General features: G+C 70.5%; 20 protein-coding genes and 1 pseudogene. 9 read left to right on the top strand and 12 right to left on the bottom strand.

Annotated elements, in window-relative coordinates:
* Positions 1-504: 504 nt before the first annotated feature.
* Positions 505-1533, top strand: coding sequence for a helix-turn-helix transcriptional regulator (locus AB0I68_RS36970; protein WP_363181801.1), 1029 nt, complete (start codon positions 505-507; stop codon positions 1531-1533).
* Positions 1534-1648: 115 nt separating this feature from the next.
* On the opposite strand, the gene AB0I68_RS36975 is transcribed toward AB0I68_RS36970, so the two are convergent.
* The gene (locus AB0I68_RS36975) at positions 1649-2188 is read right to left on the bottom strand and encodes a GNAT family N-acetyltransferase (RefSeq protein WP_363181802.1); all 540 of its coding nucleotides are present in this window, start codon (positions 2186-2188) and stop codon (positions 1649-1651) included.
* Between the two features lie 152 nt (positions 2189-2340).
* Here AB0I68_RS36975 and AB0I68_RS36980 point away from each other — a divergent pair, with 152 nt between their 5' ends.
* Positions 2341-3285 (top strand): nucleoside hydrolase, encoded by a 945-nt coding sequence (locus AB0I68_RS36980; protein WP_363181803.1) that lies wholly within the window; start codon positions 2341-2343, stop codon positions 3283-3285.
* 97 nt (positions 3286-3382) lie between these two features.
* On the opposite strand, the gene AB0I68_RS36985 is transcribed toward AB0I68_RS36980, so the two are convergent.
* A complete protein-coding gene (locus AB0I68_RS36985; RefSeq protein WP_363181804.1) occupies positions 3383-3775 on the bottom strand; it encodes a hypothetical protein in 393 nt (130 codons plus the stop codon).
* 258 nt (positions 3776-4033) lie between these two features.
* On the opposite strand from AB0I68_RS36985, the gene AB0I68_RS36990 reads away from it, so the two are divergent.
* Positions 4034-4795, top strand: coding sequence for a maleylpyruvate isomerase family mycothiol-dependent enzyme (locus tag AB0I68_RS36990; protein WP_363181805.1), 762 nt, complete (start codon positions 4034-4036; stop codon positions 4793-4795).
* A 41-nt stretch (positions 4796-4836) separates the two neighbouring features.
* Here AB0I68_RS36990 and AB0I68_RS36995 read toward each other — a convergent pair whose 3' ends face one another.
* On the bottom strand, positions 4837-5397 hold the full coding sequence (locus tag AB0I68_RS36995; protein WP_363181806.1) for a nitroreductase family protein: 561 nt from the start codon (positions 5395-5397) through the stop codon (positions 4837-4839).
* Positions 5398-5545: 148 nt separating this feature from the next.
* Positions 5546-6370 carry a dienelactone hydrolase family protein gene (locus AB0I68_RS37000; protein ID WP_363181807.1) on the bottom strand — a complete coding sequence of 275 codons (825 nt, stop codon included), beginning with the start codon at positions 6368-6370 and terminating at the stop codon, positions 5546-5548.
* 96 nt (positions 6371-6466) lie between these two features.
* Here AB0I68_RS37000 and AB0I68_RS37005 point away from each other — a divergent pair, with 96 nt between their 5' ends.
* Positions 6467-7483: a helix-turn-helix domain-containing protein gene (locus tag AB0I68_RS37005; protein ID WP_363181808.1), complete on the top strand. Its 1017-nt coding sequence runs from the start codon at positions 6467-6469 to the stop codon at positions 7481-7483.
* A gap of 362 nt (positions 7484-7845) precedes the next feature.
* Here AB0I68_RS37005 and AB0I68_RS37010 read toward each other — a convergent pair whose 3' ends face one another.
* From AB0I68_RS37010 to AB0I68_RS37020, 3 genes and pseudogenes are all read right to left on the bottom strand, one after another.
* Positions 7846-9312 carry a multicopper oxidase domain-containing protein gene (locus AB0I68_RS37010; protein ID WP_363181809.1) on the bottom strand — a complete coding sequence of 489 codons (1467 nt, stop codon included), beginning with the start codon at positions 9310-9312 and terminating at the stop codon, positions 7846-7848.
* A gap of 252 nt (positions 9313-9564) precedes the next feature.
* Positions 9565-10104: pseudogene (locus AB0I68_RS37015) on the bottom strand (aldo/keto reductase); the annotation flags it as partial.
* Between the two features lie 243 nt (positions 10105-10347).
* Positions 10348-11124 carry a polysaccharide deacetylase family protein gene (locus tag AB0I68_RS37020; protein WP_363181811.1) on the bottom strand — a complete coding sequence of 259 codons (777 nt, stop codon included), beginning with the start codon at positions 11122-11124 and terminating at the stop codon, positions 10348-10350.
* 377 nt (positions 11125-11501) lie between these two features.
* Here AB0I68_RS37020 and AB0I68_RS37025 point away from each other — a divergent pair, with 377 nt between their 5' ends.
* A complete protein-coding gene (locus AB0I68_RS37025) occupies positions 11502-12875 on the top strand; it encodes a hypothetical protein (protein WP_363181813.1) in 1374 nt (457 codons plus the stop codon).
* A gap of 28 nt (positions 12876-12903) precedes the next feature.
* On the opposite strand, the gene AB0I68_RS37030 is transcribed toward AB0I68_RS37025, so the two are convergent.
* A complete protein-coding gene (locus tag AB0I68_RS37030; protein WP_363181814.1) occupies positions 12904-13323 on the bottom strand; it encodes a helix-turn-helix domain-containing protein in 420 nt (139 codons plus the stop codon).
* Positions 13324-13407: 84 nt separating this feature from the next.
* Here AB0I68_RS37030 and AB0I68_RS37035 point away from each other — a divergent pair, with 84 nt between their 5' ends.
* A complete protein-coding gene (locus AB0I68_RS37035) occupies positions 13408-14229 on the top strand; it encodes an NAD(P)H-binding protein (protein ID WP_363181815.1) in 822 nt (273 codons plus the stop codon).
* Between the two features lie 49 nt (positions 14230-14278).
* On the opposite strand, the gene AB0I68_RS37040 is transcribed toward AB0I68_RS37035, so the two are convergent.
* The 3 genes from AB0I68_RS37040 to AB0I68_RS37050 all read right to left on the bottom strand — a co-directional run bounded on the left by AB0I68_RS37040 (position 14279) and on the right by AB0I68_RS37050 (position 17701).
* A complete protein-coding gene (locus tag AB0I68_RS37040; RefSeq protein ID WP_363181816.1) occupies positions 14279-15118 on the bottom strand; it encodes a class II glutamine amidotransferase in 840 nt (279 codons plus the stop codon).
* 481 nt (positions 15119-15599) lie between these two features.
* Entirely contained in the window at positions 15600-16265 is a 666-nt protein-coding gene (locus AB0I68_RS37045) for a hypothetical protein (protein WP_363181817.1), read from the bottom strand.
* 602 nt (positions 16266-16867) lie between these two features.
* Complete coding sequence (locus AB0I68_RS37050; protein ID WP_363181818.1) at positions 16868-17701, bottom strand: class I SAM-dependent methyltransferase; 834 nt, start codon at positions 17699-17701, stop codon at positions 16868-16870.
* Positions 17702-17879: 178 nt separating this feature from the next.
* On the opposite strand from AB0I68_RS37050, the gene AB0I68_RS37055 reads away from it, so the two are divergent.
* Both AB0I68_RS37055 and AB0I68_RS37060 read left to right on the top strand, forming a co-directional pair.
* A complete protein-coding gene (locus AB0I68_RS37055) occupies positions 17880-20003 on the top strand; it encodes a DUF4139 domain-containing protein (RefSeq protein ID WP_363181820.1) in 2124 nt (707 codons plus the stop codon).
* Between the two features lie 6 nt (positions 20004-20009).
* Positions 20010-21572 (top strand): mucoidy inhibitor MuiA family protein, encoded by a 1563-nt coding sequence (locus tag AB0I68_RS37060; RefSeq protein WP_363181821.1) that lies wholly within the window; start codon positions 20010-20012, stop codon positions 21570-21572.
* A gap of 526 nt (positions 21573-22098) precedes the next feature.
* Here AB0I68_RS37060 and AB0I68_RS37065 read toward each other — a convergent pair.
* Complete coding sequence (locus tag AB0I68_RS37065; protein ID WP_363181823.1) at positions 22099-22890, bottom strand: M4 family metallopeptidase; 792 nt, start codon at positions 22888-22890, stop codon at positions 22099-22101.
* A gap of 656 nt (positions 22891-23546) precedes the next feature.
* Here AB0I68_RS37065 and AB0I68_RS37070 point away from each other — a divergent pair.
* On the top strand, positions 23547-25178 hold the full coding sequence (locus AB0I68_RS37070) for a sigma-70 family RNA polymerase sigma factor (protein WP_363181824.1): 1632 nt from the start codon (positions 23547-23549) through the stop codon (positions 25176-25178).
* Positions 25179-25828 lie beyond the last annotated feature (650 nt).

The following is a 25828-nucleotide window of genomic DNA, read 5'->3' on the forward strand; positions in this document are numbered from 1 at the left end:
ATCGTCACCGACGCACCCGACAACTCCCCCACAGTCAAAGAACTACGCGACCACGGCGTCGAAGTGGTACACCCGGCAGACGACTGACCGAAACGGCCACCACAAGGCCCGCCGGTGGTCTGGTGTTCACGTCTGAGCGCCCTTCTTGCACGGCAGGCGTCCACGAAGCGGAGCGTGCCTCCCCTCCAGGATCGAGTGGCCGCGGCCACCCGCCAAGGGGACCGGACCGTCGTGTTCTCGACTGTCCGGAAGACGACAGCAAGTTCTTTCAGCAATTTCCAGCCGCTCACGTCGGACTTCCCGGCCAACCTGAACGTGCACCACATCTGACGAAATGCCCCACTCTTACTCTCAAATCCCCTCACGTCATGCGGATATGGCCCGGACGCCGGGTGGCCTCCCACACAGGTAAAACATGTCCGATACACGTTGTCGACCGGGGTGCAGCCGCACCGAGCCCTCTACGATCGCGATCGCGACGGACGCGAACGAGAAGGCATCGACATGGACCTAGACGAACTGCGACGCCCGCAGAACCGTGACCAGCCCGGGGAGCTCACCTCCGCAGAGATCGACCTTTATCGCGAATTCGCTGAGCAGGGGCCGCTGCACTGGGGCCAGTTACTGGACCGCGCCGACTCCGGCGCGACCGTCCGGACCCTTGACACCCTGCTCGCCACCGGTCTCGTCCAGCAGGTCGGTGTCGACCGCTTCGCAGCCGCCAACCCCACTGACGTATCGGGACAGTTGCTCAAACGCTGGGAAGACCGGGTCCAGGGCGCCCAGCTCGACCTGTTGCGCATGCGCGGACAACTGGCGGAGCTCGCGCTCGTCCACGCGGCCCGGCAGCGCACCCTCCAGGGGCCGCCGCTGGAGCGGATCGAGTCGGCCGACGAGGTGCACCAGATGCTCGACCAGCAGGCCATCGAATGCACCCAGGAGGTGATCAGCGCCCAGCCGGGCGGCCCCCAGCCTGCCGCCGAACTGGGCCGAGCCCGCGACCGGAACCAGGATCTGCTGACACGCGGCGTCCAACTGCGCACGCTGTACCAGCACTCGGCCCGCTTCGACCCGGCGACCGTACGGCATGCGACGGAGCTGGCGGAGCTGGGAGCCGAGACCCGAACGGTCACCGGCGACCTGACCAGTTGCATCCTCTTCGACCGGGTCCTCCTCGTCCTGCCGCTCCAGGACGCGGCGGGCGGAGCGCTGCTCGTGCGGAGTCCGGACGTGGTCGCCTTCGCCGCCGAGATGTTCGATTCCCTGTGGGCCACGGGCGACCGTATGAACAAACCGCGCGAGAAGGCGTTCGTCCAGGACATCGCGGACCAGACGAAACGATCCATACTCCTGCACCTGGTCCAGGGCGACGACGATCGCGCCACGGCCCGGGCCCTCGGCATCTCGGTGCGCACGTGCCAGCGCCACGTCTCCGACATCATGCGCCGGCTGGGGGCTACGAGCCGCTTCCAGCTCGGCTACCTCGCCCACCGGCACGCACTGCTCGACTCCGACGGCCCGGACACCCCGTGACGGACGACCCGGTCCGCCGAGCGTGGTCCGGCCGCGCCGGGCTCTTCCCGCGGGTCCGGCGCTTCGTGTTCACACCACCCCCGCCGCAGCGTGGCCCGCACACAGCCCCATGGCCCTATGACGGAGGGCCGGATTCATGCCCGCCGGCGCGGGGAGCGGACTCGCCGATGCGCCGAGAGCCGGGCGGTGGGACAGCCGTGAGCGAGACGACTTCCCGGGCCGGGTAGCGCACCATGAACACGTCCACGGGGTCCTGGGTCTCCGCTGTGAACCCGTGCCGCTCGTACAGCCGGCGGGCCGGGCTGCCCTGCAGGACGTTCAACCGGACGGGGACACCGCTGCCATCGCACCGCTCCAGCAGCCCGCGCAGCACGTCCGAACCGATGCCGCTGCGTTGAAGACGCGGGGCCAGGTAGAAGTGCTCCAGCCACTGGGCGTCCTCGGCCGGTCGCAACGCCACGCAGCCGGCGAACGCACCGTCCACCTCGATCACCCAGGTGTGCTCCGGGTCGAATCCGTCCCGCAGCCGCTGCCGCACCCGCCGCTCGTCGTACCGCCCGAGGCGCTCGAGATCCGCCCGCAGCACCACGGCACGCAGCTCTGCCACGGCCTCGACGTCCGACGCCGACGCCGGCCGAATGCCCCAGTCCACCATGATCACCAAGCTACCGGTACGGGGCCCGCGTTGCGCAGTGGGGTCAACCGGATGCGCTGCCCGGGAGTTCCCCCACGTGGTCCGAAAGTCTGCTGGCCACGCGGGTGCCGGAGCGACACAATGGCAAGATCAGCGACCCGGCAGGAGAGTGCGTGCCCGTACCGATCATCATCGACTGCGACCCCGGGCACGACGACGCCCTCGCGATCATGCTTGCGGCGGGTGACCCCGCGGTCGACCTGCTGGCCATCACCACCGTCGCGGGCAATCAGACGCTCGCGAAGACCACGCTGAACGCGCGCCGGGTCTGTACGGTCGCGGGCATCACCGATGTGCCCATCGCAGCCGGCTGCGCGCGACCGCTGGTCCAGTCGCTGAACGTGGCGGACGACGTGCACGGCGTATCCGGCCTCGACGGGCCACGGTTCCCGGAACCCACGGTGGACGTGGTCGCCGAGCACGCGGTGGACCTCATGTACCGGATCCTGACGGAACACCCGGAGCCGGTGACCCTCGTCCCCACGGCGCCGCTGACCAACATCGCGCTGCTGCTGACCCGCCATCCCGGTGTCGCCACCCGCATCCGGGAGATCGTCCTCATGGGCGGCTCGACGGAACGGGGCAACCGGACCCCGGCCGCAGAGTTCAACATCCAAGCCGACCCGGAAGCCGCGGACATCGTCTTCCGCAGTGGTGTTCCGCTCACCATGTGCGGCCTGAACGTCACACACCAAGCGCTAGCCACTCCCGAGATCGTCGCCCGCTTCGAGCACCTGGGCACCGACCTGGGACATGTCTGCGCCGAGCTGCTGACCTTCTTCGCGTCCTCCTATCGCACGCTGTGGGGGTTCCAGGACCCGCCGCTGCACGATCCGGTCGCGGTCGCCCGGGTGATCGACCCGAACATCGTGCACTGCGTGGACGCGAATGTCGTCATCGAGCTGCAGGGCCGGTACACGCGGGGCGCCACCGTCGTGGATCTGCACCGGTACGTGGACCGACCGGTGAACGCACAGGTTGCGCTCACACTGGAGACCGGCCTGTTCTGGGACCGGATGGTGGCCGCCGTAACGGCCCTCGGCGGCCGCATGGCCTGACCGGTCCGTCGGGCGAGATCTTCGCCGACGGCAGCGGCGGGTGAGCCGCCGCCGGTCCCGCGCCGAGGTCCCTCGGCCGGTGCGCGGGCGGGGCTGGTCAGGCGGGCGCGAAGACGTCTTCTTGTGTGTCGTCGAGGATGAACCCGAGGTCGAGGCGGACGCGGACCGTTACACGGAGCCGCTGCTCCCGGTAGGCGATCCACTCGGGTTCCAGGGAGCCGACCTTCTCTTCGAGCTGCCTCCTGCTCTCCGTGGGCATCTCATGGCCGAAGGTGTCGAGAAGCGACTTGAGCCGCTCGTACTCGCGAGCCTCTTGGCTCTGATGCTCGTGTTCGTCCACCCGCTCGACGGTGCCCTCGGTGCCTGCCGCCAGGGACAGGGACCCGGCGACTGCCCCCGGCGACGTTGAGGAGTCCCCCGTCATCGCGACCCAATCGGTCAGCCTGGTGTCCGCGGCCAGTTTCACCCGCTGGCCTACTTTCAGCGTCATCGGTTCTTCGTCTCTCGGATCGGTGCAGGGCTGTTCTCGTGGGGGGCAGCCCGGGGTGGTGCCATTATCCGTGCCGGTCTTTGCGGACTCTCTCGCAGCGTCCCGCCGCCCCGGTCACACCCGGCTGACGCGGAACCGGAAGTTGACATCCTCAGCGCTTGCGAATTACCTTCTCCATTACTTAAGGACTTCAATCATCTATTTCCTTAAGCATCCTCGCTCGCCGCCTGGGGCAGCGCCATCAGGAAGGGCACAGACATGAACCCCGCCCAGCACGGAGCGGCCGTCGTGGCCGAGGCCACCGGATTCGTCGCCGCGGTCAAGGCAGCCGACCTCTCCACCCCGGTGCCGACCTGCCCCGGCTGGACTCTCGCCGACCTCACGCAGCACGTCGGCAGCGTGCACCGCTGGTTCACCGAGCTGCTTCGCCGGCGCATCCAGCAGCCGCCGACCAGCCGTGAGGTGGACCTGCGCCTGCCGGAGCAGCCCGACGGCCTCCCGGACTGGCTGGCCGCGAGCGCCGCGGAGGCCGCCGAGGTGTTCGCCGCCACCGACCTGGACGCACCGATGTGGGCCTGGGGAGTCGACCAGCACGCCCGGTTCTGGGTCCGGCGCATGCTCTTCGAGACCCTCGTCCACCGGGCCGACGCCGAACTCGCACTCGGGATCTCACCGCACGTCGACCGCGCACTGGCGGTCGACGGCATCGACGAGTTCCTCACCAACCTGCCGTTCGCCTCCTCCTTCGCGCCGCTGACCGCCCAACTGCGAGCCCCTGACCGGACCATTCGCTTCAGCTGCACGGACGGCGACGGCGACTGGCTGGTCGGCCTGCGCCCCGACGGCTTCGCGCTGGTGGCCGCGAGCGCCGAGCCCCGTGCGGCGGACGCCACGGTCCGGGGAACGGCCTCGGACCTGCTCCTGCTCCTCTACGGCCGCCTGGACCGCCGGAGCGATGCCTTCCGCCTCCTCGGTGACCCGGACCTGCTCGCCCACTGGTTCACCCACTCGGCCTTCTAGTCTCAGACCACCGCGAAGCGGGCCCTCGGGTACTGCACCTCCTACGCCGGCGTCGACCAGGGCGCTGCACGGAGGTCGGCAGTGCTGCGCCGCTCCCGCACCACCGGGGGTTCGTCGGCCGCCTCACCCACCGCGATCATGGAAACGATCGACCATCCGGGGTTCGGCCGAAGCTCCTCGGTGAGGGCTTCGAGGTCGAAGGCCCGAAACTGGTGGGTTGCCAGTCCCATGGCCTGGGCCTGGATGCTGAGGTGGGCCACAGCCTGTCCGAGGTCGTAGTCGGCGAACTCTGAGTAGACGGTCTGGGCGTCGTCGACGTGGCGGCGGGTCAGGGCAACGATGAGCAGACCTGCGTCTCCCGCCCACCGGCCGGAGCTGGGCGCGAGATGACGCAGCACCCGCTCGTGGTCCGGCTCGCCCGGCCTGGTGGGAAGGAACCCCCACGGTTGGGAGTTCCCGGCCGACGGTGACCACCTGGCGGCTTCAAGGAGCAGATGGAGGGCGTCGTCGTCGACGAGGCCCGACGGGTCGAACTTGTAGGGGCTGAACCGGCTGGCCAGCAGGGGGTGGATCCGGTCGGACCGCTTGAGATCATGAGACACGTCCCGGTACAACAGGCCGCCCGGGCGATCCATTTCCGCCTGATGCGGCCGCCCTCCCAAAACCTTCCGGCACGCGGTCGAGCGCCCCGCCGTGGGCAGGATGTGCGCCCGGTGCGCCCGGCCCCACGCCACACCGGGTACGGGAACATCACGCCGGTCGCGCCCCGAGCCGCCCGGCCAGGAAGGCGAGGATCTCGTCGCGGGCCTGCACGGTCGGGTGACCCTCCTGGTCGACGAGATGTGCCGTCACGACGCTGTGGGCGCACCCGACGACGTCACGGAAGAACGGCGGAGGGTTCGTGTTCGCCACGCCACTCGGCAGGACACGGCCGTCGAATGCATCGCCGAGCAGCGCCCGGTAGGCCGCGAACCGCTGCCCGGTGCACCACTTGTCGTTGTCGAAGCGGTAGGCGAGAACCTTCAATCCGTCTCGCGCGACGCGTTCCGCCACAGCGGCAGCGTCTTCGTCGCCGATCTCCAGACCGCCGGGGTCGTCGAGGGGAAGCGAGGGATGGTTGACCACCGGTGCGATGACCGCGGGTTCGAGCGCCATGGTCAAGGCGAAGTTGCCGGTGAAGCACAGCCCCACGGCGCCGACGCCGGGCCCGCCCCGTTCGGCGTGCGCGATGCGGGCGAGGCCTCGCAGCCATGAAACGACCGGGCTGGTGCCGCCACCGGCGAACGCCCGGAACTCGGCACTGACACAGGCCCGCCGGACGATGGTCTCGGCCGCCTCGGCGAGCGGATAGGCACCGTCGACGCCGAAGAGCGAAGGCACGTACACGCAGAAGCCGGCATCGCGTACCCACCGTGCCAACCGCGCGACGTCGGGGCTGATGCCCGGCATCTCGGGCATCAGGATGACGGCCGGCCCTGCCCCGGCGACGTACACGGTCTTGCTCACGTCATCGACGCTGACGGCTCTCCGCGAGAAGTCGTCCAAGGGGTCGCACTGCCCTCGCATGGTTGTCATGACCAAGATGATGACGAGAGGCTGTGCCCCTGAGAAGCGGCGGTATCGCCATGTATCACGGTGATAGCGCCACCCGTTGGGCGTTGGAGGAGCCGTATGAATCCGCTGCGGGTCAGTGTGCTGGCCTACCCCGGCTGCTTCGCGTCGGAGGTGTACGGAATCCCCGACCTGTTGACCATGGCCACCCATGTCGCCGCAGCACAAGGGGCGGCCCAGCCGTCCTACGAGACGTCGATCGTCTCTCCCAGGCGGCGGGTGATCGCGTCCGGCGGCTCGGCCGTCGACGTCTCGGCGGTTCGCCCGGCGGACGTTCTGATCGTTCCGGGCTTCGAATCCTCGCCCACGCTGGATCTCGATGCGACGCTCGCGAACCTGCGGCCGGAGACGACAACGATCCGAGCGCAAGCGGCCTCGGGCACCGCCGTCGTGTCGATCTGCGTCGGCGCCTTCCTCCTCGCCGAAGCCGGCCTGCTCCAGGGGCGCGAAGCGACGACGTCCTGGTTGTTCGCCGACCGGTTGGCCCGTCGGTACGCCGATGTACGTGTCCGCTCACAAGAGTTGGTCGTGACGGACCGCGGCGTGACGACCACAGCGGCTTTCACCGCAATGTTCGACTTCGCGCTGCGCCTCGTCCGCGAACACGACGGCCCCCACATCGCCCGCAGCACCGCGCGGATCGCCCTCGTCGACGACGCACGCTCCACACAGGCCCCCTACGTCGACTCGGGGCTGCTGCCCGCGATGGGCAGGGGCTTCTCGGCCGGCGTCAAGCGGTGGCTGGACCAGAACGTCGGGGCCCGCTACGACCTGCCCGGCCTCGCCCGGGCCTTCGGTGTGAGCACGCGGACCATGCTCCGTCGCTTCGGCGACGAGGCCGGCGAGACGCCGCTCGCGTACCTGCAATCGGCTCGGGTGCGCAGAGCCCGGCACCTGCTGGAGACGACCGACAGGACCGTCGCGAGCATCGCCGCCGACGTCGGGTACCGCGACCCCGGCACGTTCAGCGCCCTCTTCGCCAGACACACCGGCCGACGGCCGAGGGACTACCGTGCGACCTTCCGTCGCCGCGACGACGGCGTCGGGCCGCGCCTGTCCGCAGTCGCCCAGGATTGACCCCCGGACCACGCCGAGCGACTCCACCAGCGGCAGGTCGCCGAGGAGGACCGGCGGCGCGACTGTTACGTGGCGGCCAACGCCGCGTACCGCCGCCACCGGGTCGAGCTGATGAACTTCCTGTGGCTGGTGCACAAGGGAGAGGTCACAGCCGAGGGCCGGCAGGCGATGGAGGCCCCCGGTGCCGGGCGGCTCCTTCCAGGAGATACACGACGGGCTACAGGAACCCTGGAGCCGCGGGCAGGAGCTCCGCGCGGTGATGCGCACCGACCTGGGCGTCAACGACGGCCCGATCACCCGGCCCGCGGTGCTCCCTGAGCCGGCCGCCCGCGAAGGCCGAGGGTACCGGCCCCGCAACCTGTCTAGCGGACCTCGAAGTTGGCCATCATGCCCATCGCCGAGTGGTCCAGCAGGTGGCAGTGGTAGACGTACGTGCCCCGGTACGCGGTGAAGGTGGCGTGCAGCTTCACCGTCTCGCCGGGGAAGAGCTGGACCGTGTCCTTCAGGCCCGCCTCGGCCGGTCCGGCCGGGAGGCCGTTGCGCTCCAGCACCCGGAACTGGACCAGGTGCATGTGGAAGTTGTGCGGGATGAACTTGTTGGCATTGGTCACCGTCCAGATCTCCGAGGTCCCGAACGTGACCGTCTGGTCGATCCGGTCCGGATCCCACTGCCGCCCGTCGATCAGCCCGCGCGGCTCAGCGCGCCCGTCCTCGTCCATGCTGAGGGCGATGTGCCGCTCGACCTCGGGCTTCGGCAGGGCGTCCACCGATGGCAGGGTGCGCAGTACGTCCGGGACCCGGCTCGGGTCGGGGGCCGTGCGGACCACGTCGAACCGGAGCACGTTGACCACCGGGTCGGGAGCGCCCTGGCCCAGCGTGTTCTCCAGGACGATCTTCGTGCCGACGGGGTAGCGGGAGAAGTCGATGACCACGTCGGCGCGTTCCGCCGGGGACAGCGAGACCGTGTCGGTGGTGAACGGGCGCTCCAGCAGGCCGCCGTCGGAGCCGATCTGCACCAGCTGCCCGCCGTCGGCGAGACGCAGCTTGAAGAAGCGCAGGTTGGAGGTGTTGAGCAAGCGGAAGCGGTACTTGCGGGCGGCGACCTCCAGGTACGGGCTCGGGCGGCCGTTGGCGAGCAACGTGGTGCGGCCCCGGAAGTCGTCCATCGCGTAGACCAGTTGTCCGTTCCCGTCGAAGTGGGCGTCTCGCAGCGCGATGGGTATCTCGTACTGGCCGGAGGGCAGCGGTAGGGCGCGCTCGGTGTCGTCGGTCAGGATGTACGCCGCCGACAGGCCCCGGTAGACGTGCTCGGCCTCCATGTGGTGGGCGTGGTCGTGGAACCACAGCGTGGCATTCGGCTGCTGGTTCGGGTAGGTGTACGTGCGCGCCGTGTCCGGGGCGACGGTGTCCATCGGGGCGCCGTCGTTCTCCGGGGCGACGCTCCCGCCGTGCAGGTGCACGGCGATCGGCATGTCCAGGGTGTTCCGGTGCCGGATGGTCACCTGCCGGCCGCTGCGCGCCCGCAGCACCGGCCCCGGGAAGTGGCCGTCGTAGGTCAGTACCTTGGTCTGCACCCCGGGAAGGATCTCCCGGGAGACCTCCTTGACGGTGATGCGGTAGGCGTCCCGCCCGCCCTGCGTGGAGTACGGGGTGAGGACCGGCAGTTGTGGCAGTTTCACCGTGAACGGCGGCGGCACGGCCACCTGCCCCCCGTCGTCGGCGGCCTGCGCGGTGCCGGTGTGCAGCATGGGCAGCAGCCCGGCACCGGTGATCAGGCCCGCGCCCGTCGTGGCCAGGGTGCCAACGAGCAGGCGTCGTCTGGTGACCATGGAAGTGTCCTCCTGGGAGGGGCGAGGATGTGCACTGGCGTTCGTACGCCGAACGCCTTACCCATGATCTGAAACGCGCGCCGGGAGGCGCCCGCACGAGGCCGGAGAATGTCAGGTACCCCGCCGCGAAGCTGGAGGAGCTCCGGGTGCACTCGGCGGTGGCCGGAGGCTACGGCGCCGAGGAGGAGGCGCTCTCCCGGAAGACCACGGCCGGGCCGCTGATCCGCAACACAACCTCCCGAGGCAATACAGCTAGACCACCGGCGGGTTGAGACGGGCGAAGCCCTCCTGCCGCCGGTACGGGAAGTAGGGGTAGGGGGCCGTCCGGCTGCTCGCCTCGTCGAGCTTCGCCATCTGCTCGGGGGTGAGCGTCCAGCCCACGGCTCCGAGGTTCTGGCGCAGCTGTTCCTCGTTGCGGGCACCGACGATGACGGAGGACCCGGTCGGCCTCTGCAACAGCCATCGGAGGGCGATCTACGGGATCGCCCTCCCGGTTTCCCGCGCGATCTCGTCCAGGACGTCGACCACGCGGTAGAGGTGTTCGTCCTCCACCGGCGGACCGTAGTCGGCGGCCCTGACCAGGTCGTCCAGCGTGGACAGCACCTCCTCCACAGGGGTGCCGGCGTCGAAGGCGTGCAGCTGGAAGAGGTCGATGTAGTCGGTGTCGAGGCGGCGCAGGGCGTTGTCGACGGAAGTGATCAGTCGGGATCGCGAGGTGCCCGCGTCGCCGGGGCCGTCACTCGTGGGCAGGCCGGCCTTGGTGGAGACGAGCACCCGGTCCCGGCGCCCCCGCGTCGGACTCGGCGGCCGCGAGTGGGCGGCCGCCCCGGTCGGCCGGGTGGGGAGCCGGCGCGTTCCGTAGCCGGCCGGGGTCGCTCGGGTGGGTGCTTCACAGGAGACGGGCCCCGAAGGCGCAGCCGCGGACCCGGAGCCGGGGCGGTGCCCGCTCAGAGGGAATGCCGGGCGTTGCGCACGCGGTCGCCGGAGCGAGGCCCGCCCGGGGCCGGGCGCTGCGCCTCCCTGGGGGCGGAGGCTTTACGGGGCGGTACGGACGGGAAACGTGAAGGTGTAGCCCTGCGCGGTGAGCCAGGGCAGGTACTTCTTGAGCGCCGCGACCGTCTCGCTGCGGTCGCCGCCGCCGTCATGGAAGAGGACGGTCGGCTGCTGGGGAAGCTTGCCCTCCAAGGCGGTGACGAGCGCCGGCAGGCCCGGTCGGCTCCAGTCCTTGGGGTCCACGCTCCAGCCGAGAGGCCGCATCCCGCTCGCGGTGGCTATCGCACGGCTGTCGGGGGTGAAGGCGCCGCCCGGCGCACGGTAGTAGTTGACGGCGACACCCGGCGCGGCCTTCTCGATCATGGCCTTGGCGTCCACGATCTGCTGCCGCTGGTAGGCAACGGGCTTGTGGTCCATCGTCACGTCGTGGTCGACGGAGTGGTCGCACAGCTGGTGGCCCTCGGCGGCGACCTCGCGCACCAGACCCGGGTACTTCTGCGCGCTGGTCCCGATCATGCAGAAGGTGGCCTTGACGTGGTTCTGCCTCAGCACCTTCAGGACCTCTGGAGTCCAGCGGGGGTCCGGACCGTCGTCGATGGTGATGGCGATGTCGTGGCCCGAGCCCTGGGCCAGCCTGGAGATCCCCAGCGGGATCGGGGTGCCGCCCCGGGAGGACCCGGAGGTGGCCGGAGAGTGGCCCGCCGGGCCGTCCGTGGCGGCGAGGGCCGGTGTGGCGGCTGCCGCCACAAGGCCGAGGACGGCCGCCGCCACGGCGGATCCCGCCCGCCGACGACGTACGGAATTGGTGGTGATGCCCATGGACGCGCTCTTCCTTTGCGCTCGGCCCCCGGATCTCCGTTTCCTGTCCAGGGTAGGTCATGCGTATGACCGCCTTCTTGCCCCGGACGGCCCATTCGGCGCCCCAGGCCGGCAGCAGCAGGGCCTGGCGCCCCGGGAAGCAACGCAGGATCGGGGCGCTTTTCGCGGTCGCCGCCGTGTGCGGCAGCCGTCTCGGCGCCCGCCGGCCGCGCCGGTGTCCTGGGGTGCGGACCAGTGGCCGGCCGGGCGGGTGACCGGTGGCCGGCAGCCCCGTCACCCGTGAGACGCCGGACGAGGCTTCCAGGTGCAGCTCATTCAGGTATTGGCCAAACTGATCGTGAAGTACGGCACGGCACCGGACCGGACCGGACCGGGCGATGCTGCACATGTTGCGGTCCATCGAGCTCACCGACGAGGCGATCGCGGAGCCGCAGATGATCGAATTCCCCCTGTCCGTGCGCTCCCGCATGAGCAGAAGGGCCGGCGTGCCGAGCGCTGACGGTGGTCAGCCGGCGATCGACATCATTCCTGACTCAGCACTGGCGGAACCTACCCGCCCCTCGCGCCGCGATGGGCGTCACAGCCTGCTGCCGCCAGCCGTCGCATGGCTGATCACGAACCTCATCACCTGGCTGGTCGCGAGCGCATCTGTTGCCGGCGACGGATCGAAAGTGTCCTATTGGTCCACAGCGGGCCGTCGCCGCTGGGATTCTGAACACTACCTTTCCATCGCCAAGACCGGCTACGAGATGTTTTGGTGCCGGGATCGTTACGCGAACTTTCCCGATGTCATGTGCGGAAATGTCGCCTGGTTTCCCGGGTACCCCATGTCGGTGCGGGCGGTTTCCGCCACCGGACTTTCCTACGAGATTTCCGCCGTTGTCGTCACCGAAGCATCCCTGTTCGGCATGTTCGCGGTGTTGTGGTGGTTGCTCGGCGCCCGGCTCACCTGGGGCACCGGCCTCACCCTCGCCATCGGCGCGGTTTTCCCGGGCGGTATCTACCTCCATGCGATGTTCCCGATCGCCATCGGAACGTTGGCGTTACTCGTATGCATCGTCGGAGTGAAGCGCGGTTCCTGGGGCATCGCTGCTGCTGGTGGCTTCCTGGCGGCCTCCTGTCATCTTGTCGGCGCGGCCGCTGTCGGCATGCTGCTGTTGAGCGCGTTCTTCGCGTGGCAGAGAGACACGTGGCCGATACGGTTCGCGAAGGCCGGGTTGTCAGCGGCTATCGCCAGCTGCGGGGTGCTCTGGGCCACATGGACGATGTGGCAGGCGACGGGCCGCTGGGACGCGTACGAGACCATCCAGGAGTCGAGTTACAAGCAAGGCGGCCTACGCCAGCCCTTCGACGAGATGAGGAAGGCCTACGATTTCCCGTTCAGCGACTGGTACAGGCCCGAGGGACACCTGCCATGGCTGGTGGAGCACAGCCTCGCCGCGCACAGGTCCCAGTTCTGGCTGAATATTGCCTTCATACTGCTCATCGTGGCGGCGGCAGCATTTCAGCTGATCCGAAATCACCGGCTCGACACCGAGGAATGGGCCGCCTTGATTTTGACGGCAGCAATTTTCTTGCTGCCGTTCTTCGCCGGCGCGGAGATGTCGTGGTATCGCAACCATGCACAGATGTTCGCCGGACTCATACTGATCAAAAACATGTCCCGATGGATTCAGGTACCGCTTTTGGTATTTTGCCTCATCCAGTATGCCCTTTTGGGGGCGATGTTCTTCTCCGGGGTGCTGGTGTAACCGATCACCTGGCCGGTGGATGCCCGCGTCAGTGGATTCCCGAGCCGGGGTTCGTCTCGTCCCACTCCTGACGGGCCCGGGCGATGGCGTCGCGGTGCTGCGCCGACCAGTCGGCGAGGGCCCTCACGAGGTGGGTCAGGCTGTGGCCCATCGGCGTCAGGGCGTACTCGACCTGTGGCGGAACGGTCGGGCGGACGGTTCGGGTGAGCAGTCCGTCGCGTTCCAGCCGCCGCACGGTGAGCGTCAGCATGCGCTGGGAGATACCCTGAACGGCGCGCTGCAACTGGCGGAAGCGCCGCATGCCCTGCGCCAGCTCGACGACGACGAGAACGGACCACTTGTCGCCGATCCGGTCGAGAACGTCGCGGATTCCGCAGTCCTCGTGCCCCTCCTCTCCGCCGCAGCTGACGACGGGCCTGGTGGTTACCTCCGTGTGCCCTGCTGACATGAAAGTGCCTCCTTACGCACCGCGGCGCCCGACCGCAGGATGATCCAGGTTACTGAAGAGAACCTACCCCTGTGGGAGAGACCGTTGATCCTCATCGCCGGCGCCACCGGCGCCCTGGGCACCCTCGTTGCCGAGCAGCTGGCAGGCCGTGCCGACGTGGTCCTCGGGACACGCGATCCCGAGCGCGTTCAAGTGCCGCTGCCCGTCCGGCACATCGACTTCGACGCCCCGGACACCCTCGCCGAGGGCTTCGCGGGCACGGACGTGCTGCTGCTGATCTCCGCAGGCTACGGCGAGGACGACACCGTCATCGCCCGGCACGGCGCCGCCATCCACGCGGCGGAGAAAGCCGGTGTGCGGCACATCGTCTACACGAGCTTGAGCGGAGACGGTGACCACCTGCCCTACGCCCTCGCCCACCGCTGGACCGAGCGCCGGCTGCGCGCGAGCACGGCGGACTGGACGATCCTGCGCAATGGCCTGTACGCGGAACTGCTGGGATCGCTCGCCGCCCCGTCTGCGGACGGCAGGCTGACCGCTCCTCTGGGGGACGGCCGCCTGGCCGCCGTCGCCCGCGCGGACCTCGCGGAAGCCGCCGCCGAGGTGGTCCTCCGTGCGCAGGCCCACGTGGGACGGACGTACGAACTCGTCGGCGAGCACGCCATAGGCGGCGCCGACCTGGCGAAGGCCCACGGCCCGCACATCACCTACGAGCCCGAGACCCTGGTCCAGGCCCGCGCGCGCCTGACCGCGTCCGGTGCCGAACCCTTCCAGGTGCCCATGTTCCTCGGCACGTGCTCCTCGATCGCCGCCGGATTCATGGACCGCACCGGCAGCGAACTGCGCCGGCTGCTCGGAAAGGCGCCTCGACCTGCCATCGATGTCATTGCCGGCCGCACCTGGTAGACGGGCCGTCTCCTCCGTGCCCTGCTGCTGCCCGCCGAGGGCGGGGGCGTCACACCGGAATGGGGGTGAACGGGCGAAGTTCGTCCGCTCCTGCCCTCACTACACCGTAGCTGTGTTCAGGTACCTCGTTCCAAGCCCCCGGCAGATCGCCCAACGGCTCGGATACGACGAGGCGGGTCTCATCCGACACCTCGCGCAGGATGGGAATGTCGGGGTGCAGCGCGCGCAGCGAGTCGACCCTGGTGCTGTAGTACAAGGACCGGGCGACACCCTCGCTGGCGTAGCGAAAGGCCCAGACCGCCGACCCGTCGGTCACGGCGACGGTCATCTGCAGGGGCGCAGCGATGCCGTGCGCGTGGCCCGTGCTCTCCACCAGGCCCGCCATCCGGGCCACCGCGCCCGGAGGGTCGGTGGCCAGCCCGAAGGTCAGTGCGAGGAAGAACATCACCTCGGAGTCCGTGGATCCCTCGAGGTCTGCATAGAACTCGGGGGCCACGGCCAGGCTGAGCTCCCTTCGCAGTGTGTGGAACTCGGCGATGGAGCCGTTGTGCATCCACATCCAGCGGCCGTGGCGGAAGGGGTGGCAATTCGTCTGCTGCACCGGTGTGCCCGTCGAGGCGCGTATGTGGGCGAAGAGCAGCGGGGTTCTGACGTGCTGCGCGATCTCCCGCAGGTTGCGGTTGCTCCACACCGGGCCGACGTCGCGTACTACCGCAGGGGTGGTGTTGCTCACGCCCTCCGCGTACCAGCCGATGCCGAATCCGTCGCCGTTGGTCGTCTCGACACCGAGACGGGAGTGGAGGCCCTGATCGATCAGGGAGTGTGCGGGCTTGTACAGGATCGTTTCTATGACAATAGGGGAGCCCGAATACGCGAGCCACCGGCACATGATGGACCACCTTCCCGGGAGAACGCCTGCGCGGTCCTGACATCGCGTCGACCACTGTGGGTGATGGAGATGCCGGCGGTGGTGAGCAGGCAGGAAAGCCACGACGCGTCGAGCACGCGGGCCCACGCGGGCCCACGGCCTGACCGCTGCCAGGACCGCCAGAGCGCCGACGGTCAGGTGGCTCCTTGACCCTTTGAACATACGAGCGGTCATTGGTTCGCCGCATCACCCCCCGAGGGTGAAGGAGGCCCATGCGGCGGTGATGGATCTGCCGGGTGATGGGCGCGGTGCTTCCTGCTGATGGCACAGGGGGCAGGGGCAAGCGCAATATTGGCCTGTCCCGGCGGTGGCGAACCGCGACGTCCACGTGGTGCGGCTCCGCTGCGCCCCGGGCGCAGGAGCCGAACACGTGGACCTCGTCGACGAGGGTCAGCGGTCGCGGGTGGTGACCATTCCCCCGGCCCGGCCCGGTCAGGTCCGGTCAGGCGGTGGCCGGCGCCGGCTCCCTCTCGGTCTGGACCGGTGCCTTGTCGGCGGCGGCCGGGGCCGCGTCGCCGGCCGTGTCGTTGTGCTGGACTGCCGTGTAGTAGACGGTGGAGCCCTGCTTGGCGCGCTCCGCCAGGCTGCGGGCCACCAGGCGCTCGGTGGTCGTGCGCACCAGGTTGTCGCTGAGGTTGCGGTCCGGGTGTACGGCCGCCAGGGCCCGGGCGATCTCGCGGGCCGTCTTCGGCTCCGTCTGACCGCTCAGGTGATGGTGGATCAGCTCCGTCAACGGGACCGGCTTCTCCTTGGACGCGGCGGCCTTCTGCGCCACCGGCTTCTTCGCCGCGGCCTTCACGGCAGTTGCCTTCCTGGCGGTCTTCTTCTTCGCGTCGGTGGTGGTCGCGGTCCTCGTCGCCGCCGTCTTCCCCGCAGATGTCACGGTCTTCTTGCCGGTGCGCGGGCCGGGCACCGCGGTCGTGGTGTCACCGAGGGCCGTCCGCATCCCGATGAGGAGCTCGTGGTCCTGCTCCAGACCGGTCAGGCGATCCTGCAGGGAGGCGATCTCCTCTCGGATGCGCTCCTGCTCTGCGGTGTTCAGCTCGAGGTCGGTGGTGACCTTCTCCGCGTACTGGGACTTGAGGGTGGGAATCTCCTGCGCAGCCATGAGGGCTCCTCGAATTAGAAGGTGTTGCGTGCGGACTCTACCCACGTGACCTGTGAGGTGTGTGAGTTTGAGCGGTACCGGACGCTCCCGCCTGCTTCGACCCGCGGAGGAACACACTGCGGTAGAGCAGGGCGTCATGGGGATCAACTGCCCATTCTCCGGCGCCTGAAGCGCGTTCCGCCCCAGCAGGAGTGTTCGGCATCGCGGTGGTAGACGATTCGTTCGAGTGATGTCGGCTGTGGGAAATTGCTCCTGGAGCGTGACGTCGATGGGACGAGCCGCTCCGGGTCGGCCATCGGCCCGATTCGGTCGCGGTGTGGGCCAACGGCCGTTGCTTCCACCTCAGCGGCAGCGAGTACAAGGAACGGGCCGTCGCGAGCGTGACCAAGAACGCCTTCCGATGCTTGGCCACGTGCACTGCACGTCCAACACCAACACCGCGGCCCGCAACCACGCGGTTCACCAGCGAGTGCCGAGCCGGTTCTGATCCCGTGGAGCCCCTCTCCTGTCCGAGTGGGAGCGGGGGCTCCCACGCGTGGCGCAACGCCAACGGCCGGCTGCGGGCTGCGGGCCGTGCTCGCGCAGCCGGGCCCCGCAGGGAACTACGGGCGGGTGGCGGTGACGAGGTAGTAGTCCAAGATCTGCTGTTCCCAGGCAGTCAGGAAGTTCCGGGGCCAGGTGCCCGGCTCCCAGAGGCGCGCGAGCCAGCGGTCCCAACCGGGCCAGACCTGCGGACCGATCGAGGCGACCTGGACGTCGCGGAAACCGGCGTCGGCGAGGGCGTCGTCGAGCCGGGAAACGGGCCGGGCGATGTCCAGGCCGCTGGCGAACGAGTCGAGCAGCCCCGCAAGCCGCTCCGCGGGCGCGGGCGCCCCGTCGACGCTGAAGAAACTGGTGACCGCCACTCGCCCGCCAGGGCGCACGACCCGCGCCGCCTCGCGAGCGAACGCGGGCAGGTCCGGGAAGTGCTGGGCCGCCTCGACGCTGTACAGGCAGTCGAACTCCGCGTCGCCGAGTGGCAGGCTCTCCGCCGCCCCGAGTACGAAGCGCAGCCGTCGCGGCTGCGCTTCGAGGAGCGGGGAGTTCGCTTCACGGGCCCGCTGGAGCTGCTGGGGGTGGATGTCCACCCCGGTGATCGCCGCAGGCCCGTACTCCTCGAGGGCGAGGGCGCACCCGAGGCCGAGTCCGCAGCCGATCTCGACGGCCCGGCCGCCCTCGGGGCGGACCGCGTCGAGTACGTGCCGGTAGAGGTCCTGCTCGCTGCGGATCCGGTCACCCTGCGACAGAGGCTGTTCGAGATCGACTGCCTGCCAGTAGCCGAAGTTGATGAACCCTCCGGCGAACACCGGCGCGGCACTGAGATCGGCCGGCCCGTACGTCTCCCACACCTCGGGCCGCACGACCGGAACGGGCTGCTCCGCAGGAATCTCCGACAACACCCCACCACCTCCTCGTGACGGGGACGTTCTGCCCCGAATCCCTCAGTGTGGCCCGTGAACCCCCGTCGCGACAGAGGACCCGCCCGGCGAGACGCGGGCCCTCTGCGTGACCGAGCGGCAGGGCCGTAGGCTTCGCCCAGTACGGACGCGGCGGGCAGGGGCGGGGGCAGGGCACATGACGGCAGGGACAACGCAGAGGTGGGGATCGACCCTCGATTCGGTCGTGGTGTACGCGCAGGGCGCGGTCTGCCGCCGGCTGGCCCGCGGCAGCATGCCGCCGGACGGCCGGCTGCGGGTGACGGGACTGCCCCGCTCGTTGGACCCGGGCTCCCTGCGGGCCCGTGTCCTGGGCGCCCCCGGGGTGCGCGTCACCGAGGCCCGGGTGGAGGTCGATGCCGAGCCGCTGGGCACCGGCACGCCCCACGAGTTGCGGCGCGAGGTCGAGCGACTGCGCGACGCGTACGCGGCGGCGCAGGGACGCCGGGACCGGCAGCGGGGCCTCATCGAGGAGGTCAGGGTTCTGCACCCGGTGCCGCCGGCGCGCAGGCGTGAGGACCGACACCGCCGCACCCCGGTCGACGCGTGGCTGGAGCTCGCCGAATTCGTCGACGAGCGGTTGACGGGACTGCACACCCGCCTCGTCGAGCTGGAGGAGGCGGTGCTCCGCATCGAGCACGAGCTCGACGTCGCCGCGGACAGGCTCGCCCGCGCCTCCAGCGATGCACCGTCAGCGCACGTGGAGACCACGGTCTCCGCGATCCTGACCCTCGACGGCCCCGGTGACGCAGAGCCGGATCTGGATCTGGATCTGGATCTGGATCTGGATCTGGATCTGCAGTTGGAGCTGGAGTACGGGGTGCCGGGCGCCGTCTGGGTGCCGGCCTACCGTCTCACCCACCGTCAGGGCGACGGCACCGGCCGTCTGGTGCTGCGCGCCTCGGTCGCCCAGCGCACCGGGGAGGACTGGACCGGCGTCCGCATCGCCCTGGCCACCGCCGACCTCCGGCGCCGCACCGACCTGCCCAGGCTCCGCTCGATCCGGATCGGACGCCGACAGCCCGCCCCCGCGCCGTCTGGCTGGCGCGAGCCTCCGGCGGGGCTCGCCGACCTGTTCACCGGGTACCAGGCGGCCGGCCCCCGCCCGGCCACGACCGCCACATCTGCGGTGGCCGTGGCCGGCTCCGCGCCCGGTCCCGTTCCGCCGCCACCGCCGCCGCCGGCACCGCAGGGCTACGGTGGGCCGCCCGCTGCGCTCCCGGCGCCCAGCGGCGCAGTCAGCGCCTCCCCGGATGTCTTCGGCGGCGCACCGCCCGCCTTCGCGCAGCCGGCCCGGCCACAACCGGGCGGCAGGCAACCTGCCGGTGGCAGGTCCATCACGCCCGCCGCCGCCATGATGCCCGCGGCTCCTGGCGGGGCCGCGACGGCTCCGACTCCAGCACCGGTACCGGCACCGGCTGCCGGTCCGCCGCAGCCCAGCGGGGCCGAACTCGACTACGCCGCCCTCGTCCTGTGCGGCCCCGACGAGCAGGGCGGTCGCAGGGGCAGGCTGTTTCCCGACTCTCCCTTCGACCCGGTGGCGGCCCAGTACCGCCTCCGCGCCGAAGCGGTGGCCGCGCTGCCGCTGCCCGGACACGCGGTGCGTCCCCGCGAGTCGGCGGGCTCCTTCGACCACCGCTTCGACGCCACCGCCCGCGCCGACGTTCCGTCGGACGGCACCTGGCACACCGTCACCGTCGGCGAGATCCCGGTCGGTCTGCGCACCGAGTACCTCTGCGTGCCGTCCGTGGAGCAGACCGTGTACGCGACGCTGGTGCTCTCCAACGCCACGGACCAGGCTCTGCTGGCCGGCCCGGTGGAGGTCACCGTCGACGGCGACTTCCTGCTGACCGCCGCACTGCCCACCCTCGCCCCGGGCGGTGTCCGCCGGGTGGGGCTCGGGTCGGCCGAGGGCATCCGGGTCACCCGCCGTACGAACCTGCACGAGTCCACCTCGGGCCTGCGCAACAACACCACCGTGCTCGACCACCGCGTCCACGTGGAGCTGGCCAACCGGCTCGCGAGGCCCGTCACCGTCGAGGTCCGCGAGCGAGTGCCGGTCACCACCGAACCGGACGTCCGGATCGAGGAACGGGCCGACTGGACGGCACCCGAGGAGGGCGCGGGGCCCGAGCACCACGCACCGGGAACCCGCGTCTGGCGGGTGGACCTGCCCGCCGGCAGCACCGCCGCCCTCGACGGCGGCTACGAGATCCGCATACCGGCCGGCAAGGGTCTGGTCGGCGGCAACCGCAGGAGCTGACACGTCATGTCCACGGCCTCCAAGCCCATCGCCCTCCCCGTCACCGCCGTCACCTGCCTGGAGGATCGCGCCCACATCGAGCGCGCCGTCGTGCTCGACCTCGAGGCCGGAGTACAGCGGCTGCGTCTCGGGCCGGTCAGCGCACTGGCAGTCGACCGTACCCTCCATGCCGAGCTGACCGCCGATCACCCCGCAACCGTGCTCGACATGCGGATCGTCCGCACCTGGACACCACGCGGGCCGCTGCCGTCCACCGACCACGACTCCGCGCTGCGTCACCGCGTGCACACCCTCGAAGCGGAGCGGCTCACCCTGGAGCAGCACCGGGATCGGCTGCACGCCCGCCTGGACCTGCTCGGCCGCCTCGCCGCCGATCTTCTGCGAGAGATCGGCGAGGGTGCCGGCTCCGGGGAGACCGAAGGGCCCCGCTGGTCCCGCGAACTGGACCGGGTGGACACCGAGCGCGACGCGCACGGCGAGCAACTCCGCGCCGCGGAGGCCCGGCTGGCCGCGCTCGATGCCGAACTCGGGGAGGTCCAGCAGGCCATGGCCCTCTCCGAGGAGGAGCCCGCCGAGCTGGTCGGCCACATCGAGCTGACCGTGGAGGCCGCGGTCGCCGGGCCGGCCGGGCTGCGTCTGAGCCACCTCACCCCGTGCGCGCTGTGGCGGCCCGCCTACCGGGCCGTGCTCGACGGGGACTGCCTGACGCTGGAAACCGACGCGATGATCTGGCAGCGCACCGGCGAGGACTGGTCGGACGTACGGCTGACGTTGTCGACGGCCCGGTCGGCGCTGGCCACCGATCCACCGTGGCTGGGCGAGGACCGACTGACACTCAAGGACCGCACCGCCGCGGAGCGCCGCACGGTCGACGTCGAGCTGCGCGAGGAGGAGATCGGGAACCTCGGGCCGGCCCCGGTACTCGGCCTGCCAGGGGTGGACGACGGCGGCGAGGCGCGGGTGCTGAGCTCCCCCGCGCCGGTCTCCGTGCCGGGAGACGGCCGCGCCCACCGGGTGCCGCTCTCCGTCTTCACCACGGCTGCGACCAGCGAGTACGCCTGCTCGCCCGAGGCGTCGCCACTGGTCACCCAGGTGGTGCGGTTCGACAACCTGTCCGGCCATGTGCTGCTCGCCGGGCCCGTGGACCTGGTTCGCGGGAGCGGATTCAGCGGCCGCGGCACGCTGGACTTCACCGCCCCCGGCACCCCCGTCGAGCTCGCCTTCGGCAGCTGCGATGACCACCGGGTGGTCCGGCAGGCCCAGGAGTCCCGCGATTCCACCGGAATCATGCAGCGGACCGTGGTCACCCGCACGATCCGGCTGCACCTCTCCCGGTTCTCCGCCCCCGGGGAGCACGACGAACGCGTGGTTGTCCTCCGCGAGCGGATCCCGGTCTCCGAGGTATCGGCGGTGGAGGTACGCCTGCGCAAGGAAGCCTGCTCTCCGGCGCCCGACGTGGTCGACGCCGAAGGCATCGCCCGCTGGGACATCGCGCTCCCGCCCGGCGGCCGCCGCACGGTCACTCTGGTCTACGAGCTGTCGGCGAGCGCCAAGGTCGCCGGGCTCTGAGCTCGGCGGTCCGCTGCGCGCACGCCGCACCCCCGTCCGGATCAGCCGCCGGCGGGGGTGCGCGCGACGGTCACCGCGCGTACGGGCACCAGGGCGCCCCGCACCGGGCGTGCCCGTCGCGTTCAGGAGGCAGACCCCGGGCCGGCCGGCACCGACCCGGGGTTTCACCTCGTGGGCGGAAGCAGGACCGCGGGATCCTTTGGCTCCTGCAGCGTGAGCAGCTGCTCCCGGGGCTTGCTGATGGTGTAAATGCCGTTCACTACAGGTGCCACGGCCGACTCCGCTCGTGCGTGCGGTGCAAGGGCACCGCCGATTGATGGACGAGACGATTCATTCCGCGGCACCCCTGCGCGCACAGAGCGCAGCACACCCCGCCACTCCATCGAGGGACGGCCAGGGAGGTGCACGCCACCGGCGCACCTCCCGGCATCGACACCGCCGGACACCTCACCAGCGGACTCGGCGGGGCCCCGGCCGCCGCACCCAGCGGTCGGGGCCGCGGCGCGCACACTGTGGCACCGGGCGGTCAGCGCTCCACGCCGACCGCACTCCACGCCTTGGCCACCACGTCCGTCGGCAGGCCCAGGTCACGGGCGGCGCCGATGGTTGCGTGGCGGAAGGCGGAGAAGTTGGTGGTCCTGGAGGCGTATTCCATCAGCGCCTTGTACCAGATGCGACCGGCCTGCTCCCAGGCGTGGCCGCCCAGCTCGGTCGCGACCAGGTAGAACGCGTGGTTGGGGATCCCTGCGTTGGTGTGGACGCCTCCGTCGTCGCCGGAGGCCTCGTCGTAGTCGGTCATGTGGGACGACTGGTGGAACCGGGCGGGGTCCTTGAGGGAGCCCGCGGGTCCGTCGGAGGACAGGAGGCCCTTGCCGAGCAGCCAGTCCGCTTCCTGCACCGTTTCCTTGCGGCTGTACTGCTTGGCCAGGAGACCGAAGACGTTCCCCAACGAGATGGCGAGCGCGCCGGGTTGACCGTACGACTCCAGTTCGGCGGTGTGGTGGATGACACCGGCCATGAACCGGGCGGCGACCACTTCCACGGCCAGGGCGCCGTCCGGGCCGGAGCCACCGTTGTCACCGTCACCCAGCAGGATGCGCGGCCCTTGCCGGGCCGCGCCCGGGTCCCGGGTGTGGACGACCGCCTCCACCGGACCTCCTCTGCCGTCCATCGAGTTGCGGCCGTACACCGAGCGGAAGAAGTCCCAGGCGACACCGAGGGCGTCGAAGGCAGCGTCCACCGCCGCGTCGCCCTGGGGCGCTCCGCCCTCTTCACGCACCAACACCGGGTTGTCGGGGTCATTCCGGCCGTCGAACACCTTGCGGACCATAGGTACAGATGCACTCTCAGTCATGATCGCCATGCTGGCAGGAACCCCGCCCCCACACGGCGACTACCGCGCAACCGACCACCGGATCAGTCAAGTCGAGCCACTCTCGTCCCTGCGAGCCACAGCCCGACCGCGCACCGCACCGCACCGCGCCACACCGCGCCGCGGTCGGCGGTGCGTAAGGGCGGGGGGAAGCGCACTCCCGGACGGAGTCCGGCCGACGGCGGAGAAATCATCCGGCGCGGCCCGGGAGGTGACGGTCCATCAGTAGCCCGCATCACCTCCCGCCGGTACGGGAGACCACGTCGCCCGGGCGGCAGTCGACACACTCGCCACGGCTGTGACGAGCGAAACGGATGAGGTCCCCTGTGTGCGGCACTCGCGCCTCCTGGCCTGTCGTTGGTGTGCCGGGAGACCGCGCATCCGCGGCACGGTCCTGCGAGTTTGCCAGGCCTTTACTGAAGTCGCGTCAGGTCCGGCCGACCGCTACCGCGAGCCGGACGTGTTGCCGAGGGGACTGTTTGCCCGCAGGCCCTGGGAGCGTGCACACTTGCGCGAATTCCGGCCGGGCGCAGCGTCGCACCCCCACTGCATACCTGCCTGGCATTCACGTGCCGGCCACCAGCAAGCCAACGGGAGTAAGGTTGAGCACATCGGGAACTGCCCGCCGGCAGGATCTCCACAGCCTCAGCGACGCGCAGCTCTGTGCACTGCTGCGCGAGCACAACTCGACGTCGGAACCCGATGTCAGCGACGTGATGGGCGAGGTGTTCGCCCGTCACCATTCCGCCGTCCTCGCCTACGCCCGTACGTGCTGCCGGGACGTGTCCACCGCACACGACCTCGCGGCCGAGGCCTTCGCCCGCACCTACCGAGCGGTCGCCTGGGGGGCCGGACCCGAGCACGCGTGGCGGCCGTACCTGCTGACGTGCGTGCGGCGGGTGGCAATCGACTGGGTGCGCCGCGGTGCCCGGACGCAGTTGTCGGACGACTTCGAGCAATGGGCCGGCGACCTGTCCGACGGCCAGGATGTCGAGGGTGCCGTCCTGTCGGCGGAGGAGGGATCGCTGGTCCTGCGGGCGTACCGGTCGCTGCCGGAGCGCTGGCAGGCGGTGCTGTGGCACGCGGTCGTCGAGCACGAGCCCCCGACCGAAACCGCCCGACGCCTCGGGATATCGGCGGGGGGCGTCGGCTCACTGGCGGCGCGTGCCCGGGAAGGCCTGCGCGAGGCGTACTTGCGCGCCCACTTGGACCAGAGCGCGAGCGAGGAGTGCCGGCACTACGGGGGTCAGCTCGCCGCCTCGCTCCGCCGGCCGGGCAAGCGCGTCACCCGGGATCTGGGCCGCCATCTTCAGGCGTGCGCCGACTGCACCCGGGCCGAGCGCGACATGCGCGACGTCAACAGCCGCCTGGGCGCGCTGCTGCCGGCCGGAATCCTGCTGTGGAACCCCGAAACCTTCCTGTCGTCCGTCGGCGGACACAGTGCCCACCTGGCAGCGTGCAAGCTGGGCTGGCTCAAGCTGGGGGGACTCAAGCTGGCTGCGGCGCGCTTCGGAGCCGCGAAATGGTCCGTGACGGCGGCGGCCGTTGCGGGTACGACGATGACCGCGTTCGTCCTGCTGCCGGGCGACGGCCGGCCCGGGCAGGCCGCACCCGCCCCCACCCCCGTAGGCGCGAGCCCGATCCCGGCGGACTCGGTGACACCGCTCGTGCCCATCGCCGCGTCCCCGTCGGCTTCCGCCACCGCCACGCCGGCCCCCGTCACCCCCACGCCGGCCCGCGTCACCACCACGTCGGCCTCGGCCTCGCCCTCGGTCGGTCCTGCCGGCCTCCCCCTGGTCAATACCGGCTCGGGGCTGTGCGTCGGCCTCGCCGACAACGGTTCTGACGGACCGTTGCAGCTCCAGCAGTGCACCGGAAGCGCCGGCCAGGGCTGGCAGCGCCTGCCGGCCGGTCAGGACACCTACCAACTCCGGAACACGGGCACCGGTACCTGCCTCGACGGAACCACCGCCGGCGGAAACCTCGTCGACGTCACCCTCCGTACCTGCCAGTCCGAAGCGGGCCGCGCAACGCAGCTCTGGAGGTTCCAGCCGGTCACACCCTCCGGCGCCTTCCGGCTCTGGTTCGTGCCACGGGTCCCGCAGAGCGACTACTCCGCCCATCTGCTGGGCCCGAGGAACTGGCCGAAGGCCGACCCCCCGCGTCCCGGCTCGCCCATGGTGCACCTGCCCGACTACTACAACTCCGTCAACTTCCTCTTCACCCTGGGATGAGCGCACGCGGACCGGGTCACGCCTGCGGCCGCCGGCGCCCGGGGTAGGCGCATGTGCGTGATGACGGGGACCACGGTCGTGAGAACGAGGTCCCTGTCATCGCTTCGCAGGAAGAACCGCTCCAGGACGGCCGTCAGCCGCCTCTGGGCACGAACGGCTTGTGGCCGGGGTACACATGATCGGGGGTTCCAGCCGGTCGCGTCCTCGGTCGGCGCAGCACCGCGCGGCCATCGCCGCACTGGGAGGCGGCCTGCGCTCGAGAACGAAGGTCGTCAACGGCAGGGGCGTCGCCATCCTGGCGCGGCCGACACGACACAAGAGCAGGACGGTCTCGGCCGAGGATCACCGGTCCGGCCCGCGAGGCGGCTGAGAGGCGCCGCAGGCCCTCGGCCTGGTGCGGCCCCCGTGCCCCTGTCGGCCCCGGATATGACGCCGCGAGCGGGCCGATCCACACCGGAGCAAAAAACTCGGCTTGGCCCGGACCTGCCGACCTTATATCAAGGTCGTTTCTCGGCGTCAAGCCACGTATTCGAGTGGCGTGACGCACGTTCCCCGGCAGGGTTTATTTGAAGTACGCCCTCCCCGGGAACCTCCCGGAGAACACCAGGTCAAAGAATTCCTCCGACCTACTCTGCGGGGCGGCTCACACA

Origin of the sequence: Streptomyces sp. NPDC050448, from assembly GCF_040655295.1 — a bacterium.
Classification (GTDB): Bacteria; Actinomycetota; Actinomycetes; order Streptomycetales; family Streptomycetaceae; genus Streptomyces.

Excerpts from the sequence above, each read along its gene's own strand:
- AB0I68_RS37025 (WP_363181813.1), top strand. The coding sequence starts at position 11,502 with ATGCTGCACATGTTGCGGTCCATCGAGCTCACCGACGAGGCGATCGCG.
- AB0I68_RS37055 (WP_363181820.1), top strand. The coding sequence starts at position 17,880 with ATGACGGCAGGGACAACGCAGAGGTGGGGATCGACCCTCGATTCGGTC.
- AB0I68_RS37020 (WP_363181811.1), bottom strand. The coding sequence starts at position 11,124 with ATGGGCATCACCACCAATTCCGTACGTCGTCGGCGGGCGGGATCCGCC.
- AB0I68_RS36975 (WP_363181802.1), bottom strand. The coding sequence starts at position 2,188 with ATGGTGGACTGGGGCATTCGGCCGGCGTCGGCGTCGGACGTCGAGGCC.
- AB0I68_RS37005 (WP_363181808.1), top strand. The coding sequence starts at position 6,467 with ATGAATCCGCTGCGGGTCAGTGTGCTGGCCTACCCCGGCTGCTTCGCG.
- AB0I68_RS37030 (WP_363181814.1), bottom strand. The coding sequence starts at position 13,323 with ATGTCAGCAGGGCACACGGAGGTAACCACCAGGCCCGTCGTCAGCTGC.
- AB0I68_RS37045 (WP_363181817.1), bottom strand. The coding sequence starts at position 16,265 with ATGGCTGCGCAGGAGATTCCCACCCTCAAGTCCCAGTACGCGGAGAAG.
- AB0I68_RS37060 (WP_363181821.1), top strand. The coding sequence starts at position 20,010 with ATGTCCACGGCCTCCAAGCCCATCGCCCTCCCCGTCACCGCCGTCACC.
- AB0I68_RS36970 (WP_363181801.1), top strand. The coding sequence starts at position 505 with ATGGACCTAGACGAACTGCGACGCCCGCAGAACCGTGACCAGCCCGGG.
- AB0I68_RS36990 (WP_363181805.1), top strand. The coding sequence starts at position 4,034 with ATGAACCCCGCCCAGCACGGAGCGGCCGTCGTGGCCGAGGCCACCGGA.
- AB0I68_RS37040 (WP_363181816.1), bottom strand. The coding sequence starts at position 15,118 with ATGTGCCGGTGGCTCGCGTATTCGGGCTCCCCTATTGTCATAGAAACG.
- AB0I68_RS36985 (WP_363181804.1), bottom strand. The coding sequence starts at position 3,775 with ATGACGCTGAAAGTAGGCCAGCGGGTGAAACTGGCCGCGGACACCAGG.
- AB0I68_RS37010 (WP_363181809.1), bottom strand. The coding sequence starts at position 9,312 with ATGGTCACCAGACGACGCCTGCTCGTTGGCACCCTGGCCACGACGGGC.
- AB0I68_RS37000 (WP_363181807.1), bottom strand. The coding sequence starts at position 6,370 with ATGACAACCATGCGAGGGCAGTGCGACCCCTTGGACGACTTCTCGCGG.